This window comes from Pseudoalteromonas sp. PAB 2.2 (assembly GCF_001938575.1).
Classification (GTDB): Bacteria; Pseudomonadota; Gammaproteobacteria; order Enterobacterales; family Alteromonadaceae; genus Pseudoalteromonas; species Pseudoalteromonas lipolytica.
Genome location: NZ_LYPI01000013.1, coordinates 163,710 through 185,102 on the forward strand (window position 1 = coordinate 163,710; position 21,393 = coordinate 185,102).

Here is a 21,393-nt window from a genome sequence, read left to right on the forward strand (position 1 = left end):
CCGCTCAGGAAGTAAAACTATTTTTATACTTAAAAAACGTATTTTGCAGAAAATTGAAGGCGGTCCATATCACCATCAGCGCCACTTTCTAATTCTCGTTCAGCATGTTTCAGTTCAACACCAAATGTGAGTTTCTTTACTGGCGAGTATAAAATATTCGCGCTGTAGCTTTGACTTGTTTTAGTCGGATCACCCGAAATAGCTAACAGATCTGTGTTGTTATCAGCTGAGAAAAATGAATAAAGGAAAGTTGAACGCCACTGACTATTCCAGTGTTGTTGATAACCAATGAAGCCTGAAGTTGAGTCGATGGCATCTAGTTCATCACCATTAAGTACTGCACCGTGCGCTACGTTTAAACCAACATATCGACCTAAGCCTGAACCTTGTGTCAGCATGAATTTGAGGTTGTTTTGACCAAAATTAACTTTACCCGATGCACTAATACCAAAGGATGTTTCGTCTGCATCGACGCCATTCTTTTTATAGGTTAGTTGACGCGCTAAACCTGTAAAGACTAATTCACCCCAGTCTGCTTTATGAGCATAACGCGCGGTAAAATCAGGTAAAGATGCATCATCCGTTGCAACGCGTGCGCCACCTTGGGTCGTAATTGTACTTTCTGGGTTTTCAACAGAGAACGACCAGTTGCCCGTTGAGTAACGAATTTGTGATTGGCGGGCAAAAACGGTCCCTTCTGCAGGGCCTACGAAGTCTAGCGTTTCTGGCAGTGCGCCTACGTTTTGAAAGTTTGACCACGCTTGACCAAATAACCAGCCATCATACGTGATAAAAGCTTGGCGAATACGCGGAGCATAGGAGTTGGTAACACGTTCATTTCCACCCGGCGCGGATGCTAAAAAGTCAATTTCGATTTTAGTGTTAACAGTTTTACCATTGTCTAACTTTGTTGCAGTGCCAAAATTAAAACGCGATTGGCGGGCATGCATATCAAAGACTGCATCGCTGTCAACGTCAGGTCCCACGGGAGTTGTACTCGGTACATAAAAATCACGACCAATGCTGGTACCATCTGGAACACCTGATGAATAGTCACTCCACATCGCATCTAGCTTTACATAACCGCCATAAGTGATATCGGTATTACCTAAAGTGGCAGCACTTGCAGTGCCTGTTAGTGCGCATAACACGGCCGATGCCGTGAGGGTCTTTAAAGCGGTTATTTTTGTTGTTGTCATAATGTCTATTCCTGTTGAAGCTATTTGTGTGTTGTTGTATCACTGTTGTTTAAGAAATGACTTCTCTCAATTATCTATTGGTCTATTAGACTAAGGTGTTACATAGCGATAAATCGCTTACATCAATATATTGGAGTAGATTATAGGTGGCTATTACGAAGTTTTTAGCTATTTGGCGAGATATACAACTAAGGTCTAATACTTTAAGGGGCGTTGCTGAGTGATCCTTGAAGCAGGCCGAAGGCAAGTAATTAAAATGGAGACGACAACAATGTCACAAAGTATCTATCCAGTTCCCGCGCATATCAAGAATGCCGCATTAGTTGATAACGATAAATATAATACACTGTACAAGCAATCTATCGATGACCCTGAAGGATTTTGGCGAGAGCATGGTAAGCGTCTTGATTGGTCAACTCCTTATACTAAAGTTAAAAACACATCATTTGACAAAGGCCATATCAATATTCGTTGGTTTGAAGATGGCCAACTTAATGCCTCATATAACTGTATCGACCGTCATCTCGCTGCTAAAGCAAACAAAACAGCCCTTATCTGGGAAGGAGACAACCCAGAGCAAAGCGAAAATATTACCTACCAACAATTGCACGATGAAGTTGCAAAATTAGCAAATGGTCTTAAAAAGCTGGGTGTTGCAAAAGGTGACCGCGTAGCGATTTATATGCCAATGACTCCGCAGGCTGTATATGCCATGCAAGCGTGTGCTCGTATTGGCGCGATTCACTCTGTTGTGTTTGGTGGTTTTTCTCCATCAGCAATCGCTGACCGTATTAATGACTCAGGTGCAAAAGTCGTGATCACATCTGATGAAGGTCGTCGCGCTGGTAACTGCGTGCCATTAAAAGCAAATGTTGATGAAGCGGTATCACAAGATTCAGTAACCACAGTTGAGCATGTGATTGTTCACCAGTTAACTGGCGGTGAAATAGAGTGGAACAGTCACGACGTATGGTGGCATGATTTAGTGGCAGATTTACCGGCAGATTGTGAACCAGAGCCAATGAATGCTGAAGATCCACTTTTCATTCTTTATACATCGGGCTCTACTGGTCAGCCTAAGGGTGTTGTTCACACTACGGGTGGTTACCTTGTTTACGCATCAATGACCCATGAATATGTATTTGATTTAAAAGAAGACGATATTTTCTGGTGCAGTGCTGATGTTGGTTGGATCACGGGTCACAGTTATATTGCGTATGGCCCATTAGTTAACGGCTGTACACAAGTGGTATTTGAAGGTGTACCCACTTACCCAACTGCAGGTCGTATGGGTGAAGTAATCGACAAACACAATGTCACTATTCTTTACACTGCACCAACCGCTATTCGCGCGTTGATGGCAAAAGGTGATGAGCCAACAGCGACATCAAAACGCACAAGTCTGCGTATTATGGGCTCTGTGGGTGAACCTATTAACCCTGAAGCATGGGCATGGTACTACGAGCATATCGGTAATGAGAATTGCCCAATTGTTGATACTTGGTGGCAAACAGAAACGGGTGGCATCATGATCACACCATTGCCGGGTGCAACAGACATGAAGCCTGGTTCTGCAACTCGTCCATTCTTTGGTATTGCACCTGCGCTTTATGATGCAGAAGGCAATACACTTGAAGGTGCGGTTGACGGTAACTTGGTTATTTTAGATAGCTGGCCTTCACAAGCTCGTACAGTGTATGGTGACCATGAGCGTTTTGAACAAACTTACTTCTCTGCTTACCCTGGTGTTTATTTCACGGGGGATGGTTGTCGCCGTGATGAAGATGGTTATTATTGGATCACTGGGCGTGTTGATGACGTACTGAATGTATCGGGCCACCGCTTAGGTACGGCTGAGATTGAAAGTGCCTTAGTTGCTCATGAAGCCGTTGCTGAGGCTGCCGTGGTGGGTTACCCGCACGACATCAAAGGCCAAGGTATTTACGTGTATATCACGCCAAATGAAGGCGTCACAGTGAGCGATGAATTAACCGCAGAAGTGCGTAACTGGGTTCGTAAAGAGCTAAGTCCTATTGCATCACCAGATATGATTCAATGGTCGCCAGGTTTACCAAAAACACGTTCAGGTAAGATTATGCGTCGAATTTTACGTAAAATTGCCGCTAATGAGCATCAACAGTTAGGTGATACTTCAACACTGGCCGATCCGAGTGTGGTTGATGAGCTAATCGAGAATAGATTAAATCGTTAAAAACGCGTTAAAAACTTGATTAGAAGTTGATTCTAAACGTAGTATATCGGCTGTCACTTAGAAATAGGTGTCAGCCGAATTTATTAGGAGTGAACCATGAGTCAGTTTTTAATAGCGGATGATCATCCGTTATTTCGTGAAGCGCTGAAAGGGGCATTGAGTACTAAGTTTACGGATTTGGAAGTATTTGAATCGGAAAACTTCGATACCACATTGCAAGTGCTAAGCGAACAAGAAGATCTTGATATCTTACTACTAGACCTTCACATGCCAGGAAATGGCGATTTATACGGCCTTATTCGTATTCGCGAAGATTACCCAAGCTTACCGATTGCAGTTGTGTCGGGGAGTGAAGACATAAATATTGTGTCGAAAGTAATGGGATACGGTGCGATGGGATTTATTCCTAAATCATCATCATCGGATGATATCGCAATGGCGATTAATCATATTCTAGAAGGCGATGTGTGGTTACCAGCAGAGCTTAAAGATAAAGTAGCAGCCGTTGATGGCGAAGACAAAGAAATTGCAGCTCAGGTGGCATCACTAACCCCACAACAATACAAAGTGCTGCAGTACCTGCATGAAGGTTTGTTAAATAAGCAAATCGCTTATGAGTTACATATCTCTGAAGCGACAGTAAAAGCACATATTACGGCCATTTTCAGAAAACTTGGCGTATACAACCGTACTCAAGCCGTGCTTATTGCCTCAAAACTTCAACTTGATCCTATTGAATCGAACTAGTCATTAGATAATAAAAATAATAAAGAGGCGAGCAGCCTCTTCATTCATTACTTAAGCAAACACCACGGTTCGATTACCGTTTATAAACAGTTTATGTTCAGAGGCCAACTGTAAGGCTTTGCAAAATACTGTTTTTTCAACATCTTTACCCATTTTTGCCATCATCTCTGCGGTATCCGCATGACTAACATGCGTCACATCTTGCAAAATAATTGGCCCTTCATCGAGTTCGTTATTAACAAAATGAGCGGTTGCACCAATGATTTTTACCCCACGTTCAAAGGCTTGGTGGTAGGGTTTTGCACCAATAAAGGCAGGTAAAAATGAATGGTGAATATTAATAATTTTACCTTCAAAGCGCGCCACAAACTCAGGGTTTAAAATACGCATGTATTTGGCAAGGCCGATAATATCAGGCTGGTAGCTGGCAATTAAATCACCCACTTTTTGGTCATGCTCAGCACGGCTTAAACCTTCGTGCGATACTACATGAAACGGCACGCCAAAGCCTGCAGCCAGTGGCGCTAAATCTGCATAGTTGGCAATCACGGCCAGTACTTCGATGTTTAAGGCTTTTTCGAATTGCTTAAGTAATACTCCCCCTAAACAATGTGCTTCTTTGGTGGCAAGCAATACCACTTTGGTTTTTTCACTGCTGTGCAGCGCAAGCTCTGCGCCATCAGGAAGTAGCTCAGCAAGACTTGGTAAAAAGTCATCTGAAATAACCCCGCTTAATTCGGTGCGCATGAAAAAGCGTTGGGCATCTTTGTCTACAAATTCGTTATTACGGGTAATATTCAAATTATGTTGATGACAAAGACCGGTGATCTTGGCAATTAGACCCACATCATCATCGCATTGTGTTGTTAAAATCGTGTTCATAGTCCTCATTCTAATCCCATTTGTGTGAACGTTATTATTTGCTAATTTTTTAGCGCTGCATAGCGCAATTTCGACTATCTAATAATTAATTTTAAACAGACTAGTCTGGCTTTATAACAGTCAAAGCGCTGAAACTGTTGATATTACATGCAATGGTGTTGAGGTTTAACCCGATGAGCCAACAACAGGTAGTTGTGAATGAAGTGCACGTATCTTATGTGATACGTGAACATAGCCGACAGAGCGTCGTTTTTAAGCAACGTAACTCGGTAAGGGCGAAAATAGCGAAGATAGAGCATGATGGTATAACTTAAACTATAAAATGATGTTTGAGCGAATGGGAGCTGACCCTCGCTAATAGAAAAATACGCGAAACGACCATCGCTTTACTCTTACTAAGTGTTTATTGTATAAACAATGAACGCTTTTATGTTGTTAAAGCAGAGACAAGGATTGGGTATGGATGAAGGTATTGCGTTATTAATATTGCTTGTTTTAGTGGTATTCGGCGGTTCTGTTGCAGGAATAATTGCTTTATTTCAGCTGTCTGTTTTAAAAAAAGAAGTCACGTTTTTAAGAGAGAAGCTTGCTGAGCCAAGGCCCGATAAGCCGCAAACGGATACTGAATTTCAACAGCATGTACCAAGAACCTCATCACAATCAACAAACACAGCTTCGCATTCAACAATAACAGCAACGATTGATTCGTTGCACGTTGAGCCAATGCTCTCTGCAGCAAGGCAGCCTCAGGGGTCGTCTCATGAGCCAATGCTTACCCTAGGGAAAGCCGCTGCGTTTGAGTTTATCACGTCCCTTATTACAGTGTTTAAAACTAATTGGCTGACGTGGGTTGGGGCTATTGCACTTGCTTTTGGCGGAATCTTTTTAGCCCGTTATTCGCTAGAAGCAGGGCTCTTGTCAGAAACGATGCGATTAACTTTAGGCGCTGTTTTTGGGGTAAGTTTAATTGTGGCAGCAGAGTACTTGCATCGTAAAGGAATAGTGTTTGAAGGCTTTAATAACTATATACCGGCAGCGCTTGCCAGTGGCGGCTTTATCAGTTGTTTTGCTTTAACATTACTGGCTTATACCCACTATGCATTATTAGCGCCTTTGCCTGCCTTCGCTATTTTGACACTGGTGTCGTTGGCTGCCAGTTGGATGGCATTGCGCTTTGGTCCTCTGCTTGCGGCTATTGGTATTATTGGTGCTTACAGTGTGCCGGTCTGGGTGAATACAGGGAGTAACGACTTTGTTGGTTTGTTGACCTATGTTGGCTTTGTGAGTGTTTCGGCCTCTTTGGTGGCTCATTATGTGAAACGTCAGTGGCTTTGGTATTTGCTCTGGACTGGACACCTTGGTTGGTATTGGTTAGTGGCAGTAAGCGCTTCACATAATATTCTGTGGTTTATTAACGTATACGCTGTGTTCAGTATCTTGCTACTGATTGCGATTGTGCGTTTGGGTCTTAAGTTTATTCAAATAGAACACCGCCCTCAGCGTTTCATAAAGCAGCTTAAGCAACTACCCGATAATCCATTGCTTATAGCGATTTTAGCGCCGCTTGGTTTTTTGATGTTTAGCAATAATGCGTTACTCACTTGGCAACTTAGTAGTCTGTTAATGGTCAGTGTGCTGTTGTTTTTAGTGCTTAAAAACAGCGCGTGGGATAGTTGGTTAGCGATTGCAGTTGGCTGTGTTGTGCTGTTATTAATTAGCCAGCGTAATAGCGTTGATTTTAACGAGCAGCTTTTTGTGTTTAGGCAAAACTACGGAGTCGGGCTGTTTTTTATCGCGCTGTTTATTAGTTATGGTTTGCTGTTCGCACGCAAATATCCACAGCGGTTAGGATTCTCGCTGATAGCTTCGCTGTCGAGCTTTGTGATTATTGGTTGCTTGTATGCTATTACGCCAAATAATGCGCTTACAGATGCTTATCCGCTCTGGTGTACGGTGTTATTGGGGGTCAGTGCACTGTTATTTAAATTAGCGGTGCGTAACAAGCAGTCCTTACAGGTTTTTTGTTTTTGGTTAGGTGGCAATGGCAACATTAGCTTAGCGCTCACAATGTTGCTTGAAGGAAGTAGTTTGACGCTTGCATTAGCTATGCAGGTTGTATTAATTAGCTTTTATATTAATAAGCATGCACTGCGTTTACCAATGTGGCCATTAAAAGCGTTAATAGCGTGTTTGTTGGTACGCTTAAGCTTAGCACCTTGGACACCAAGTTACAGTGATGCAGTATTGCTTGGCGTTCATTGGAGTATTGTTGTCTATCCTTTGTGTGCTGGGTTATTTTATTGGGCTGCAAGGTTTTGGCAACAGCAGCCATTGAGGGTTTGGTTAGAAGGCGCAGGCTTACACTGTATTGCTTTATTTGTTACCACAGAGACCAGTTATCAATTGGTTGGGCATTATCCTGATTTTAATAACCTGTCAGTGTACGAGCACATCTTGCTTACGTGTAATTGGGGGGTATTAGGGTGTGTATATTTACTGCGTGCTCGGTATACGCAGCAAATGGTAAAACTTTACCAACTAGCGGGGTTAGGATTACTGACACTTGCAGGGTTACTCGCTGCTACTTTATTCATGGAGTTAAATCCTTTCTTTGCACAGATACGCATTGGTCAAATGCCTGTTTTTAACTGGTTACTACTTGTGTGGTTAGTGCCGGCATTAATATGTGTATGGGCAGGTCAATTAACTAGGTCTATTAATTCCCGTTTACTGAAGCCATTTCATATTTTAGCGGGTGCTTTCACCGCACTGTATATTAATGCAGAAATACGCCATAACTGGCAAGGTGAGTTTATTAACTTAGCGCAGCCTACCTCAGATGCTGAGCTTTATAGCTATTCATTAGTGTGGTTGATCATAGGTGCTTTAGTGGTAGTGATGGGTCATTTAAAGTCATTGGCTACGGTGCAAAAGCTAGGGCTTGGTTTATTAGCGCTGGTGGTATTAAAGGTATTTTTGATTGATATGGCAAATTTAACAGGGCTGTTAAGAGCCGTCTCGTTTATAGGACTGGGATTATCTTTAGTGGCACTGAGCTGGTTATTTCAAAAGTTTAAGGCAAAGCCCGTTGCTTTGCCTTAATAATGGGGGCATTTAAGTGCTGTGATTAAGCAGCGCTTTTAATTTTGCCGGTTTCACTGGTTTGCTCAAGTAGTGAATATTATCGGCTTTGGTTTGCTGTTTTAGGGCTTCGTCACGCACTGCGGTAATTAAAATGGCAGGAACAGGACTTTGCCAAATCTCTCGAAGTGTTTTTATTAAGGTAATGCCGTCGCAATCATGGCCAAGCTGATAATCCATTAGAATCACGTCGGGGGCGCGATGTTCTTTGGCATACGCAAGTACGGTGTCGACATTTTCAAATAGCTTATAATTTGCTTGCCATTTTTGTAATAAACTTGCCATTGCATGCAGGTTTTCGGGGTCATCATCAACAGCCACAATATTCATGGCTGTACGATTCTCAACGCCTTTTTTCGGTGTCTCTTTTTGTTGTATAAATTGACTGTCTCCGTAGGGCACTTCAATACTAAAGCGACTTCCTTTGCCGGGTGTTGAGCTTACATCGAGACGCAAAGACAAAAGGTCGACCATTCTTTTTACAACCCCAAGACCTAGGCCAACACCTTTATTATCGCCCGCTTCAATGCGGTAAAAGTCATTAAAGATTTTCGCTTGTTCTAGCTCTGAAATGCCAGGGCCGGTATCCCATACCTCGATTCTTAAATGATGTTTTCGTTTGCGACACGCAATCAAAACTTGGCCGCTATTAGTGTATTTAACAGCATTTGAAACAAGATTTTGAACAATACGACGTAAGTAAGTGATATCGCTATGTACAATAACACCGGTTGATCGCACTTTAAGTTTAAGGCCTTTTTCGCTCGACATGATGGCGTATTCATTTTTCAACGGGGCTAAAATGTCATCAATGCTAAAGTGGCGAGGTGTTGGGGTCATTGCGCCTTGTTCTAACTTGGCTATTTCAAGCAGTGCCGACATTAAGTGGACAGTTGAATCGAGGCTTGCCCCCAGTTTTTCAAAGTTATTTAAATTGTTACTTGAAAGCGTCTTATCATCAATTGCCGCCAAGTACAGGCGGGCAGCATTTAGCGGTTGAAGTATGTCGTGACTTGCGAGTGCTAAAAATCGGGTTTTACTGTCGTTAGCTTGCTCGGCCTCTTTTTTAGCTAAAGTAAGTGCTTGCTCAGTTTGTACTCGGCTGTCTATTTGTGCTTGTAGATCTCTATTGATTGTTCGGATTTCTTGCGTGCGTGCTTCAATCCGATTTTCAAGATCCATATTCACTTCTTCAAGGGCATTTTGTGTTTCGATATGCGCTGTAATATCAGAGAAGCTGGTCACAAAGCCGCCATCTGGTAATGGGTTACCTATCATTTCAAACACTTGGCCATTTCGGCGATGACGAATAAAGTGATGTGGACTGCCATTTTTAAGGTGTTGTACACGTTTTTCTACGTGTCGTTCTATTTCACCGGGGCCGCATTCACCGCGTTCGGCGTTGTAGCGAATCACTTCTTCAATGGCTTGACCCACTTCTAAGAACCCTTCAGGGTAGTTAAACATTTCGGCATAACGCTTGTTCCACGCGACTAAATTGAGTTCTTTGTCGACAACTGAAATACCATGGCTGAGGTTCTCAAGTGATGTGAATAATAAGTTTTGATTAAATTGCAGAGCTTGTGTTGTTTCGTCAAAGAAGTTTACCACCTCTTCAAAGGCCATTCGTTTACCAGAAGCGACAGTATGAATAAGCGCTTGCGCCGATGACGCGCCCAGTACACCCGTTAAAGCGCGTTCGCAATAGGCGATAAATTCAGGGGTAGGGTGGGCATTATTATCATCTAGCTTGTGCGTTAAAGCAAAATGCGCCAGTACTTGCTGACTGCGTTGAATACCTAAAAAGGTCTGTAGCAGTACTTTAAAGTCGTACACAGTGGCCTTTACATTTTTATTTAAACGTCGTGCAAACACCGCTTGTTCTTTAGGATTAACAAATGCAGCCGCTTGAATTTTATCAATTAAACGCTCATCAGCCCCTAACGAGAAACTAATATAGCAACCAATATTGGCAAACAACGCAATGAGTGTTCCTCGCGTAATAAGGGTTTGTTGTAGTTCTGCATTTAGGCTATTACCGGCATCTAAAATCGGTAACATGAGGAATAACACCCAACAAATAAAGCCTGCAAGTAACCCTGCATATACCCCGTAAGCATGACCTTTACGCCAATATAAGCCACCGACAATGGCAGGGAGTAGTTGAGATACAAGCGAAAATGCAACTAAGCCCATACTGGCGAGGGCTTTGCCATGACCAAACCATTGTTGATAAAAATAAGACAGGATCAGAATACCGGCAATAGTAAAACGTCTCACCAGTAATATTTGTGATTTGTAGCTACTGGTGATGAGGTTACGTTTAAATTTGCGACGCAACATTAATGGCAACACCACATCATTTGAGATCATAGTACTGAGTGTGAGTGTCGCGACGACAATCATCGCGGTGGCTGCCGATAATCCACCGATAAATACAAAGGTGGTTAAAAATGCATTTTCGTGCATTAAAGGCAGGGCTAACACAAAGCTGTCGGGTGAAAAACCACTGCCGATACCAGGGTGGATTGCTGCTGTGGCAATAGGAAAAATCATTGCAGCGGTAAGCAATAAATAAAGCGGAAAAGCCCAGCGGGCGGTATAAAGATGGCGTTTATCTTGGTTATCAACAACGGTTACATGGAATTGTCTTGGTAAACAGATTATTGCCGCCGCGGCCATTAACGATTGACCGATAAAATTAAAGCTAAAAAAGTCAAAATTATGCCAGTGCTGCCACAGTGACCCAGTTAACTGCTCGCTTTGTACGGTGTTTAAGTTAAATAACGTGTATAAGGCAAGCCCAGCCACTGCAGCTAAAGCTAATAGTTTCACCATCGATTCGAACGCAACAGCCAGCATTAACCCAGAGCGATATTCAGTAACATCGACCTTACGGGTCCCAAAAAATATTGCAAACATGGCCATAATTAGTGTTGCTGACAGCGCTAACATTGACCCTGAGATACGGTTGTCGTTTTGTAATAATAAAAAGCTACTACTAAGGGCTTTTAATTGCAGCGCGATATAAGGAATGGTCGCCAACAGTGCAATAACTGTGACCATGATTGCTGTTGTTTGTCTTTTTCCATACCGAGCAGAAATAAAATCGGCAATGGTCGTAATATTTTGTTTTTTACTAACAAGTACCAGTTTTCGTAAAAAGCCTTGGCCAAAGAAAAATAACAGCGCAGGACCAATTAAAATAGGAAGGTAATTCCAACTGCTGGTGGCGGCAGTACCGACTGAGCCATAGTAAGTCCACGATGTACAGTAAATCCCTAATGAAAACGAATACACAAAAGGGTGGTGGCTAATGCGTTTAGCCAGAGGCGTGGTTTTATCCCCCCAGTTTGCTAACCAAAACAATACACCAATGTAGGCAAGAGCAACAAAAATAAGCGCAGCAGTCATGTTCAAATTCAGTCATTATTGTAATACCACTACCTTACCAGAATTAAAGCTGATTTCGATGTGTTGATTTTGATTTGTTAAAAATCAATTTTTACAAGTTTATGATATTTAATGCTTAATTTTATTTTGGCCTTTTTATTAGACTAATGTCGCAGATCATTCGTTTTTACTATTTTGGTTATTTCTCTCATTTATATTTGTAGGTTAACTTGTTGTTAAATATGGTTTTTTACCATTGATTAATAAAAGGTGCTTTACAGTTTACGTAAACGTAAACTGACTGTTACGACTATGGTCTCAATTCCATAATGCCGAACCGTTGCTAACTTAGTTAATGACAACTAATACCACTCATTACTTTTAAGTGATGCATAAGGGGATAAAAATGGCTTTTAAAGATGAAGAACAAGCAAAAGCTTACTGGGCGGAAAACATTTCGCTGCTATTTAAACTGTTAGCAGTGTGGTTTATCGTTTCATTTGGTTTTGGCATTTTATTGGTAGATGTACTGAATGAAGTACGTTTTTTTGGGTTTAAACTCGGCTTCTGGTTCTCCCAGCAAGGCGCAATTTACACCTTTGTAGCTTTGATTTTTGTGTACGTTTTCAAAATGAATACGTTAGATAAAAAATATGGCGTAGACGAATAGGAGCTAAGCAATGGATGTTCAAACACTCACGTTTATTATCGTCGGTTTAAGCTTCGCGCTTTATATCGGCATCGCAATTTGGGCTCGTGCAGGGTCTACTAATGAATTCTATGTTGCAGGTGGTGGCGTTCCTCCTCTTGCAAATGGTATGGCAACAGCAGCTGACTGGATGAGTGCAGCATCGTTTATCTCAATGGCGGGTATTATCTCGTTTGCGGGTTACGATGGGGGTGTTTACCTCATGGGCTGGACAGGTGGTTACGTATTACTGGCGCTGTGTTTAGCACCTTACTTACGTAAGTTTGGTAAGTTCACCGTCCCTGATTTCATTGGTGACCGTTATTACTCACAAACAGCACGTGTGGTTGCAATTTTATGTGCAATCTTTATCTGTTTCACGTACATCGCGGGTCAAATGCGGGGTGTTGGTGTTGTATTCTCTCGCTTCTTAGAAGTGGATATTGAGACCGGTGTTTACATTGGTATGGTGATTGTATTCTTCTATGCTGTTCTTGGCGGCATGAAGGGCATTACTTACACGCAAGTTGCGCAATACTGCGTACTGGTATTTGCTTACCTTGTTCCAGCAATCTTCATTTCAATGATGATGACAGGTCACTTTTTCCCACAAACTGGTTTTGGTGCCACGCTTGCAGATGGTTCTGGCCAGTACGTGCTTGATAAATTAGATGGACTGAGTACCGAACTCGGTTTTGCGCAGTACACCGAAGGCTCTAAGAGTATGATCGATGTATTCGCAATCACGGGTGCGCTTATGGTGGGTACTGCGGGTCTACCTCATGTTATCGTACGTTTCTTCACGGTTCCACGTGTTAAAGACACGCGTATCTCTGCGGCATGGACATTAGTATTTATTGCTATCGTTTATACAACTGCACCTGCTGTTGCGTCGTTTGCACGTGTAAACATGATTGATACTATTAACGGTAAAGATGGTAACGGTACAGAGTATGCTGAAGCACCTGCATGGGTTAAAAATTGGGAAAGAACAGGCCTAATCACTTTTAACGATAAAAACGGTGATGGCAAAATGTTCTACTCAGCTGGCAAGATTGATGATCCAAATAGCGCCAACGAAGTGAATGTTGACCGCGACATCATGGTACTTGCTAACCCAGAGATTGCCGACTTACCAGCATGGGTAGTAGCCCTTGTTGCAGCAGGTGGTATTGCGGCAGCACTGTCAACCACCGCGGGTTTGTTATTGGTTATTTCGACCTCGGTATCGCATGACTTGTTAAAACGTACCTTGAAACCAGATATTAGTGATAAGCAAGAACTACTTGCAGCGCGACTTGCTGCGATGGTCGCCATTGTTATCTCAGCGTACTTTGGTATTAACCCGCCTGGATTTGTGGCGTCGGTGGTGGCATTTGCATTCGGTTTAGCGGCTGCAAGTTTCTTCCCGGCGATTATCATGGGTATCTTCTCTAAGAAGATGAACAAAGAAGGTGCGATCGCAGGTATGGTTACAGGTATTACATTCACCGCGGCGTACATTATTTACTTCAAGTTTGTTAGCCCTGAATTAAATGGCCCAGCTAACTGGTTATTTGGTATTTCACCTGAGGGGATTGGTTTAGTGGGTATGATTATTAACTTTGCAGTAGCAGGTATCGTACTTAAACTAACAGCTGAAACACCTGTTGAAATTCAAGAAATGGTGGAAGGCATTCGTAACCCTAAAGGGTCAAGTGCAGCGCACGCGCACTAACAAACCGGTACTAAAAGAACACACTTTTGATAAACCCAAAGCCCGACTTAAGTCGGGCTTTTTATTTTTTTAAAACAGGGGTAGTGTAGTTATTAGCCTCACTTAATTTCGAGAATAGCTATGAATGCAGAGCAACAGGAAGTCGCCCAATTTGTAATTAATCAAACACCGTTTAATCAGCTCGATTCGGCGGCAAGCGAGTATTTTGTTAATCACCTCGATATTATTTACCTCACACGAGAAAACCAAAATAAATGGTTATGCTCTGACAATCCGAGATTATTTCTAATTCGCTCAGGAGATTATGACTTAGTCGATGCAAAAGGGGATGTGATCACGAAGCTCTCTGCAGGGGATTATTTTGGCTTTCCCTCTTTGCTAACGGGGGAGGCTATTCAAAATAGTCTCTCGGTGCAAAAAGAAGGCATTGTTTATATGCTGGACCAAGCGTCTTTTGATTATTTACGCCGCGAGTACAAAGTGTTTGAGCAATACTTTGTCCGTGCTCATAAGAATCGTTTGTTGTCATCGCATTATAAGAGTCAAAACGACAGTTGGTCTGAGAAGAAAATAGCAGAGTTAATGAACCGCAAAGCGGTAACTCTTTCGCCTGATGCGAGTATTCGCCAAACAGCCAAAAAAATGAAGCAGCAGGGTGTTTCATCAATAATGTTGACTGAGAACGAGCGCTTAGTAGGGGTGGTTACAGACCGAGATCTTCGTAATCGCGTGCTTGCTGATGAGGTTGACCCACACGAGTCTGTGAGCACGATTATGACTTGTAAGCCAAAGTTTATTTTTGAGAATAATCGGGTGTTCTCAGCGCTGCACTTAATGCTCAAACACAATATTCATCATTTACCTGTGCTCGATGAATATCATAAGCCCTTAGGCATGTTGACCAGTACTGATTTACTGCGTCAGCAAAAAAGCGACCCAGTGCAATTAATTGGACGCATATATAAAGCCCACTCTGTGGTTGATTTAAAGCGCTATTCGCAAGAGATCCCCAGCTTATTAAAAGGCTTTTCGAATAATATTGATGATATATCGCTTATCGGTAAGTTATTAAGTGGTTTAACCGATGCGTTAACTTCGCGCTTAATTCATTTATTTCAAGAAGATAACGGCGCTGCCCCCAGTCACTTTAGTTTTATTTGTTTTGGCTCACAAGCCCGTGAAGAGCAAACCCTGCATTCTGACCAAGATAATGGTTTACTTTTACCTGATGATTTAACAACAGAGCAGCAAGACTACTTTAAACGCATGGGGGAGTTTGTGTGTGAGCAGTTGGTTGAATGCGGTATTAAACGTTGTCCAGGTAACATTATGGCCAGTAATGCACAGTGTCGAATGGGCATCAGTGAGTGGTGTGACCGCTTTTATAAATGGATCACATCGCCGACTCCAGAAGCCATGTTAAATTGTAAAATCTACTTTGATTTACGCTTTATTGAGGGCTCAATGTCGCTGTACACGCGTTTTTATGAGCAATTAAAACGTATCTCTAAAAATGATTTATTTTATGCTGCTATGGCGAGTGATATTAAAAATACTCATGTGCCCATTGGGTTATTTAACCAATTTAAATTAGAAAAAGATGCGAAACAGCACAAGTACCTAGATTTAAAAAAACGCGGCGTGGTGATTATTAACGATATAGTGCGTTTGTATTCACTCAAAGCGGGTATTCAGCGGGCGAATACCCAAGAGCGTTTGGATGCACTGCTGAAGTATTCTTTACTTAATAAAGACGATGTTTATAACTTAAAAGATTGTTGGCGTTTCTTAACGCAGCTGCGCTTACGCACACAAATAAATGAAGAAGGCTTACCGAGCAATTGTATTAACCCCAATACCTTGAATTCTTTAGAACGCCATCAATTAAAAGAAGCCTTTTATTTAGTTAAACAAGCTCAGCAAGCCGCCGCTTTTAAGTTTGCGCGTGGCAGCTTATGAGGATAACTGATGGTTAAACGTTGGCTCAGTCGTTATATGGCTCGCAAACAATTATTGGCAGCTGATGCCTATAAAGAACGTTACGTTGTGATAGATATGGAACTAACGGGGCTTGATCCCCGCCAACATGAAATTGTCTCGGTGGCATGGGTGATGATAGAAGACCAGTGCATTAAAATGAGTGGGGCACAGCACATAATTAATAAAGACGTACAGAGCCTAGAGCAAAGCCCTATTTATCACGGCATTGCCAAGCAAGATATCGATAGCGGTGAAAGCCTTGAAGCAATTCTTGCTAAGCTTCACCAACACGTTGATGACTGTATTTTAGTTTTTCATAACGCGACGCTTGATTGGGGGTTTTTAAAACAAGCGTGCCGTAAACTAGGCTTAGAAGCTAAAGCGCGGTTAATTCTTGATACGTTCGTTATTGAAAAAAAGCGTCTCCATCAGCAAGGCCATGAAATAGGCCACGATGACCTAACATTAAGCGAGTGCCGTAAACGCTATGGCTTACCTCATTACAGCTCTCACCATGCTTTAACCGATGCCATGGCCACCGCCGAGCTTTTTTTAGCGCAGTGCCATCAAATCAGTCGGGGTAAAGCCTTAAAAGTGGGGGAGTTGCTGTAATGTGTTATGCTCATCGCTAAGTTAGACAACAAACGGAATTGGTATGGATAAATTAGAATTAACAGTGCCGCCAATTATTCAAGTCGTGATATTCGCTGCCATAATGTGGGTGTTAGCTGACGTGTTGGCACCTTTTAGTATGACGCTTGCCGTTTTGTTACCTGTGGCAGTGATCATCGCGTTAATTGGGGTCGCTTTCTCTTTATTGGGTGTTTATGAGTTTCACTCTGCTGGCACGACGGTCGATCCGAGATTGCCTGAGCAGTCGGCAAGCCTTGTTACTCATGGAGTCTATAAAGTTAGTCGAAACCCGATGTATGTCGGTTTTTTACTTATTTTAATTGGGTGGGGTATTTATTTGGGAAATATCGTAAATATTATGCTGCCTGTGGTGTTTGTCCTTTACATGAATCGATTTCAAATAGTGCCTGAAGAGAGGTACATGCAGCAAAAGTTTGGGCATGAATATAGTGAATATAAAAAAGCAGTTCGTCGATGGATATAACAATTAAAGCTGAATAAGACTAGGGACTGCTGAAGACTGTATTTTTCAATTATCGCCACCACGACTTTACACCACTTTATTTAAGTGCTCCCTCTTATAAAAAAGAGTAAGGTCGATTACCAAAACCAGGGTCATCTAAAACACCTAAAACCACTTTATTTTATCTTGCCCTTTTATAAAAAAGTGTAAGGTCGATTACCAAAACCAGCGTCATCTAAAACACCTAAAACCACTTTATTTAAGCGCACCCTCTTATAAAAAAGTGTAAGGTCGATTACCAAAACCAGGGTCATCTAAAACACCTAAAACCACTTTATTTAAGCGCACCCTCTTATAAAAAAGTGTAAGGTCGATTACCAAAACCAGCGTCATCTAAAACACCTAAAACCACTTTATTTTAGCTTGCCCTCTTATAAAAAAGTGTAAGGTCGATTACAATACCGTCATCTAAAAGGCAGCTGTCTTTATCTGCAAGCAAATAGAGTGGATTTTCTTCTTCATGGCAATCAAACTTGCAATCAATGGTTTTGGTCGTATTGGGCGTAATATTGTCCGAGCCCTTTATGAATCAGGGCTTGAAGATCAAATCAAAATTGTCGCTATTAACGAATTAGCTGACCCTAAGGGCATTGCCCATCTCCTTAAGTACGATACATCCCACGGTCGTTTTTCGTTTCCTGTTAATTTAGGTGAAGATACGCTAACAGTCGCAGGTGACTCTATTGCGCTATTTGCCGAAGAGAATCCGGCAGAATTGCCCTGGCAAACCCTTGATGTCGATGTTGTACTTGAATGCACGGGTGTTTATCACTCGCGTGAACATGCTAAGTTACATTTAAATGCAGGGGCTAAAAAAGTACTTTTTTCGCAACCTGCAGATGCCGACGTTGATGCAACCATTGTGTATGGTATCAACGACGATGAATTAAAAGCAGCGCATACAATTGTTTCTAATGGCTCATGTACAACTAACTGTATTGTGCCTGTGATTAAAGTATTAGATGATGCATTTTCTATTGAATCTGGGGCAATCACGACAATTCATGCCTCGATGCATGATCAACAAGTGATCGACGCTTATCATCACGATTTACGTCGTACCCGTGCGGCAAGCCAGTCTATTATTCCTGTGGATACAAAACTTGCCCGTGGTATCGAACGTATTTTACCTAAGTTTCATGGCCGCTTTGAAGCCATTGCCGTGCGTGTACCGACAATTAACGTCACCGCGATGGACTTAAGCGTCACAGTAAACACTGATGTTGATTTAGCCGACGTTAATCAAGCACTTAAGTTAGCAGCAAAAGATCGCCTTGAAGGGATTTTAAGTTACACTGAAGAGCCGCTGGTGTCGGTAGATTTTAATCATGACTCACATTCTTGTATCATAGATGGCACTCAGACACGTGTTAGTCATAAACGACTGATAAAGTTGTTAGTGTGGTGCGATAATGAGTGGGGATTTGCGAATCGTATGCTCGATACAGCGCGTGCGATGATGGCAGTAAGCCAATAACTTATAACTATAATTTAGTATCGTTAACAAAGGAGAAGTCCATGTCGGTCATTAAAATGGCAGATTTAGATTTAAACGGCAAACGCGTGTTAATTCGTGAAGATTTAAATGTGCCTGTAAAAGAAGGTAAAGTGACCTCTGATGCACGTATTCGTGCAGCATTACCTACTATTAAATTAGCGTTAGAAAAAGGCGCAAAAGTAATGGTGATGTCACACCTTGGCCGCCCTACGGAAGGGGAATATGATGAAGCGTTTTCACTCGCCCCTGTCGTTAATTATTTAAATGATGCGCTTGAGCAAACGGTTCGTCTTGAGAAAGATTACCTTGATGGCGTTGACGTGGCAGATAATGAAGTGGTTGTTTTTGAAAACGTACGTTTTAACGTAGGTGAAAAGAAAAATGATGAAGCATTATCTAAAAAGCTAGCTGCATTATGTGATGTTTACGTGATGGATGCATTTGGTACGGCTCACCGTGCACAAGCATCAACGCACGGTGTTGGTTTATTTGCCGATGTAGCGTGTGCAGGCCCACTTTTAGCCGCAGAGCTAGACGCTTTGGGTAAAGCGCTTGATAACCCTGCGCGTCCTTTAGTGGCTATCGTTGGTGGCTCTAAAGTGTCGACTAAGTTAACTGTACTTGATTCACTATCAACAGTGGTTGATCAACTTGTTACGGGTGGTGGTATTGCAAATACTTTCATCGCAGCAGCTGGTCACCCTGTAGGCAAGTCTTTATTTGAAGCTGACTTAATTGACGAAGCAAATAAATTAAGTGCCGCTGCAAAAGCAAATAATGGTGAAATTCCAGTGCCAACTGATGTTGTTGTTGGTAATGAGTTCTCAGAATCGGCTGTTGCGACATTGAAAGATGTGAATGAAGTAACCGATGAAGATATGATTTTCGATATTGGTCCAGATACAGCGAAACAGCTTGCAGATATTATTGCAAAAGCAGGCACGGTTGTGTGGAATGGTCCAGTTGGCGTATTTGAATTTGACCAATTTGGTAATGGCACGCGTGCGATTGCTGAAGCTATCGCAAATTCAAGCGCATTCTCAATTGCGGGCGGCGGTGATACGCTTGCTGCGATTGATAAATACGGCATTGCCGATAAAGTGTCTTACATTTCAACAGGTGGTGGTGCTTTCCTTGAATTTTTAGAAGGGAAAAAATTACCAGCAGTTGCTATGCTAGAAGAGCGTGCTAAGTAATTAGTACGAACACCAGCGTGGTTATTTAATTACGCTGGTTTGGCTGTTTATAAAATACCTCTCACCCTTATTTTATAGACAGTTTTTGCGGTAAGCGATGGCTTCTCGTGATGCAGTGATGCATCAAAAAATAATTTATCCGTTCAAACTAGATGGTAGGAAACTACTGTCGATACAATTTGGAGAATACCAAATGGCTTTAATCAGTATGCGACAACTTCTTGATCATGCAGCTGAACATGGTTATGGCGTACCAGCGTTTAACGTTAATAACCAAGAGCAAATGCGTGCAATTATGGAAGCAGCTGACAAAACTAACAGCCCAGTAATCGTACAAGGCTCAGCTGGCGCACGTGCATATGCTGGTGCCCCTTTTATTCGTCATATGATTTTAGCAGCTGTTGAAGAATGGCCACATATCCCTGTCGTTATGCACCAAGACCACGGTACGTCACCTGGTGTGTGTCAACGTTCTATTCAATTAGGCTTTTCATCAGTCATGATGGATGGTTCATTGATGTCTGATGGTAAAACACCTTCAAGCTATGAGTACAACGTAGAAGTTACTCGTCAAACAGTTGAAATGGCGCACGCGTGTGGCGTATCAGTTGAAGGCGAGCTAGGTGTACTCGGTTCTCTTGAAACTGGTGAAGCGGGTGAAGAAGATGGCGTAGGCGCAGAAGGCAAGCTTACAACAGATCAAATGCTAACAGATCCTGAAGAAGCGGCTGACTTCGTTCGTAAAACTCACGTTGATGCACTGGCAATTGCGTGTGGTACATCACATGGTGCATACAAGTTCACGCGTCCACCAACAGACGATATTTTAGCGATTGATCGCATCAAAGAAATTCACGCGCGTATTCCTAACACACACTTAGTTATGCATGGTTCGTCTTCAGTGCCGCAAGAATGGTTAGAAGTAATTAACCAATACGGTGGTGAGATCCCTGAAACTTATGGTGTGCCAGTTGAGCAGATCATCGAAGGTATCAAGTATGGCGTGCGTAAAGTGAATATCGATACCGATTTACGTTTAGCATCAACAGGTGCCATTCGTCGTCATCTTGCACTAAACCCTGCGAATTTCGATCCGCGTAAATATTTAGCTGAAGCAACGAAAGCGATGACAGAAATTTGTGTTGCTCGCTACGAAGCATTTGGCACAGCAGGTCAAGCAGGTAAGATCAAACCTATCTCATTAGATGATATGCACCTGAAATACTTATCAGGTGAACTTGATCCTAAAATCAAGTAATTGATATTAATATAAAAAACCGGCTTTAATGGCTAATGCCAGTCAGTTAAGAGCTGACTGGCATTTTCTTTTGTAAGGATACTTATTTGGTTTCCTTCTTATCACCCTTGGATAATGCCTGTCTGGTAGCCTATCGGGTAAGATAAACAACCTAAGTGTTTTCAGTAACTCATCATAATGAACAGGTAACTTACTTGCACTATGTATTGGCGTAAACATGAAGAAAGCGATTACCTGCCGCATAGATTGGCTAAAGCTTAATTGAGTAGGCAAGATATCTTCTTCTTTAGTTGCATCAAGCATGATTATACGTATTAAGTTGTAAG

At 42.1% G+C, this 21,393-nt stretch carries 14 protein-coding genes and 1 pseudogene; 11 read left to right on the top strand and 4 right to left on the bottom strand.

The features are described 5' to 3' along the window. Positions 1-29: 29 nt before the first annotated feature. Positions 30-1,199 carry a DcaP family trimeric outer membrane transporter gene (locus tag BWD47_RS13055; protein ID WP_036970793.1) on the bottom strand — a complete coding sequence of 390 codons (1,170 nt, stop codon included), beginning with the start codon at positions 1,197-1,199 and terminating at the stop codon, positions 30-32. Between the two features lie 271 nt (positions 1,200-1,470). Between BWD47_RS13055 and acs the strand changes: the two genes are divergently transcribed. Together acs and BWD47_RS13065 are read left to right on the top strand one after the other, a co-directional pair. Then, positions 1,471-3,411: an acetate--CoA ligase gene (gene acs, locus BWD47_RS13060; RefSeq protein WP_075594102.1), complete on the top strand. Its 1,941-nt coding sequence runs from the start codon at positions 1,471-1,473 to the stop codon at positions 3,409-3,411. A 96-nt stretch (positions 3,412-3,507) separates the two neighbouring features. Further along, entirely contained in the window at positions 3,508-4,158 is a 651-nt protein-coding gene (locus BWD47_RS13065; protein WP_036970789.1) for a response regulator transcription factor, read from the top strand. Between the two features lie 51 nt (positions 4,159-4,209). Here BWD47_RS13065 and purU read toward each other — a convergent pair whose 3' ends face one another. Continuing rightward, positions 4,210-5,040 (bottom strand): formyltetrahydrofolate deformylase, encoded by an 831-nt coding sequence (gene purU / locus BWD47_RS13070; RefSeq protein ID WP_075594103.1) that lies wholly within the window; start codon positions 5,038-5,040, stop codon positions 4,210-4,212. A 459-nt stretch (positions 5,041-5,499) separates the two neighbouring features. Here purU and BWD47_RS13075 point away from each other — a divergent pair, with 459 nt between their 5' ends. Then, entirely contained in the window at positions 5,500-8,142 is a 2,643-nt protein-coding gene (locus BWD47_RS13075) for a DUF2339 domain-containing protein (protein ID WP_075594104.1), read from the top strand. Between the two features lie 12 nt (positions 8,143-8,154). Here BWD47_RS13075 and BWD47_RS13080 read toward each other — a convergent pair whose 3' ends face one another. After that, positions 8,155-11,595, bottom strand: coding sequence for a PAS-domain containing protein (locus BWD47_RS13080; protein ID WP_075594105.1), 3,441 nt, complete (start codon positions 11,593-11,595; stop codon positions 8,155-8,157). A 385-nt stretch (positions 11,596-11,980) separates the two neighbouring features. Here BWD47_RS13080 and BWD47_RS13085 point away from each other — a divergent pair, with 385 nt between their 5' ends. From BWD47_RS13085 to fba, 8 genes are all read left to right on the top strand, one after another. After that, on the top strand, positions 11,981-12,244 hold the full coding sequence (locus tag BWD47_RS13085) for a DUF4212 domain-containing protein (protein WP_036970763.1): 264 nt from the start codon (positions 11,981-11,983) through the stop codon (positions 12,242-12,244). 10 nt (positions 12,245-12,254) lie between these two features. Then, on the top strand, positions 12,255-13,979 hold the full coding sequence (locus tag BWD47_RS13090; RefSeq protein ID WP_036970761.1) for a sodium:solute symporter family protein: 1,725 nt from the start codon (positions 12,255-12,257) through the stop codon (positions 13,977-13,979). A gap of 120 nt (positions 13,980-14,099) precedes the next feature. After that, positions 14,100-15,938, top strand: a complete 1,839-nt coding sequence (locus tag BWD47_RS13095; RefSeq protein ID WP_075594106.1) for a DUF294 nucleotidyltransferase-like domain-containing protein — start codon at positions 14,100-14,102, stop codon at positions 15,936-15,938. 9 nt (positions 15,939-15,947) lie between these two features. After that, entirely contained in the window at positions 15,948-16,571 is a 624-nt protein-coding gene (locus tag BWD47_RS13100; protein WP_036970755.1) for a 3'-5' exonuclease, read from the top strand. Positions 16,572-16,614: 43 nt separating this feature from the next. Further along, positions 16,615-17,076, top strand: coding sequence for an isoprenylcysteine carboxylmethyltransferase family protein (locus BWD47_RS13105; RefSeq protein ID WP_075594107.1), 462 nt, complete (start codon positions 16,615-16,617; stop codon positions 17,074-17,076). Between the two features lie 499 nt (positions 17,077-17,575). After that, positions 17,576-18,592, top strand: a complete 1,017-nt coding sequence (gene epd / locus BWD47_RS13110) for an erythrose-4-phosphate dehydrogenase (RefSeq protein ID WP_036970750.1) — start codon at positions 17,576-17,578, stop codon at positions 18,590-18,592. Between the two features lie 41 nt (positions 18,593-18,633). Further along, complete coding sequence (locus BWD47_RS13115; RefSeq protein ID WP_036970748.1) at positions 18,634-19,809, top strand: phosphoglycerate kinase; 1,176 nt, start codon at positions 18,634-18,636, stop codon at positions 19,807-19,809. Positions 19,810-20,002: 193 nt separating this feature from the next. Continuing rightward, positions 20,003-21,067, top strand: a complete 1,065-nt coding sequence (gene fba / locus BWD47_RS13120; protein WP_036970746.1) for a class II fructose-bisphosphate aldolase — start codon at positions 20,003-20,005, stop codon at positions 21,065-21,067. Between the two features lie 42 nt (positions 21,068-21,109). Here the strand turns inward: fba and BWD47_RS20190 are convergent. Beyond that, a pseudogene (locus BWD47_RS20190) lies at positions 21,110-21,393 on the bottom strand (IS4 family transposase); the annotation flags it as partial.

What these genes read in the sequence shown, in the direction of transcription:
- BWD47_RS13090 (WP_036970761.1), top strand. Translation starts at nt 12,255, where the DNA reads ATGGATGTTCAAACACTCACGTTTATTATCGTCGGTTTAAGCTTCGCG.
- fba (WP_036970746.1), top strand. Translation starts at nt 20,003, where the DNA reads ATGGCTTTAATCAGTATGCGACAACTTCTTGATCATGCAGCTGAACAT.
- BWD47_RS13105 (WP_075594107.1), top strand. Translation starts at nt 16,615, where the DNA reads ATGGATAAATTAGAATTAACAGTGCCGCCAATTATTCAAGTCGTGATA.
- BWD47_RS13075 (WP_075594104.1), top strand. Translation starts at nt 5,500, where the DNA reads ATGGATGAAGGTATTGCGTTATTAATATTGCTTGTTTTAGTGGTATTC.
- BWD47_RS13100 (WP_036970755.1), top strand. Translation starts at nt 15,948, where the DNA reads ATGGTTAAACGTTGGCTCAGTCGTTATATGGCTCGCAAACAATTATTG.
- BWD47_RS13115 (WP_036970748.1), top strand. Translation starts at nt 18,634, where the DNA reads ATGTCGGTCATTAAAATGGCAGATTTAGATTTAAACGGCAAACGCGTG.
- BWD47_RS13095 (WP_075594106.1), top strand. Translation starts at nt 14,100, where the DNA reads ATGAATGCAGAGCAACAGGAAGTCGCCCAATTTGTAATTAATCAAACA.
- BWD47_RS13055 (WP_036970793.1), bottom strand. Translation starts at nt 1,199, where the DNA reads ATGACAACAACAAAAATAACCGCTTTAAAGACCCTCACGGCATCGGCC.
- acs (WP_075594102.1), top strand. Translation starts at nt 1,471, where the DNA reads ATGTCACAAAGTATCTATCCAGTTCCCGCGCATATCAAGAATGCCGCA.
- epd (WP_036970750.1), top strand. Translation starts at nt 17,576, where the DNA reads ATGGCAATCAAACTTGCAATCAATGGTTTTGGTCGTATTGGGCGTAAT.
- BWD47_RS13065 (WP_036970789.1), top strand. Translation starts at nt 3,508, where the DNA reads ATGAGTCAGTTTTTAATAGCGGATGATCATCCGTTATTTCGTGAAGCG.
- purU (WP_075594103.1), bottom strand. Translation starts at nt 5,040, where the DNA reads ATGAACACGATTTTAACAACACAATGCGATGATGATGTGGGTCTAATT.
- BWD47_RS13085 (WP_036970763.1), top strand. Translation starts at nt 11,981, where the DNA reads ATGGCTTTTAAAGATGAAGAACAAGCAAAAGCTTACTGGGCGGAAAAC.
- BWD47_RS13080 (WP_075594105.1), bottom strand. Translation starts at nt 11,595, where the DNA reads ATGACTGCTGCGCTTATTTTTGTTGCTCTTGCCTACATTGGTGTATTG.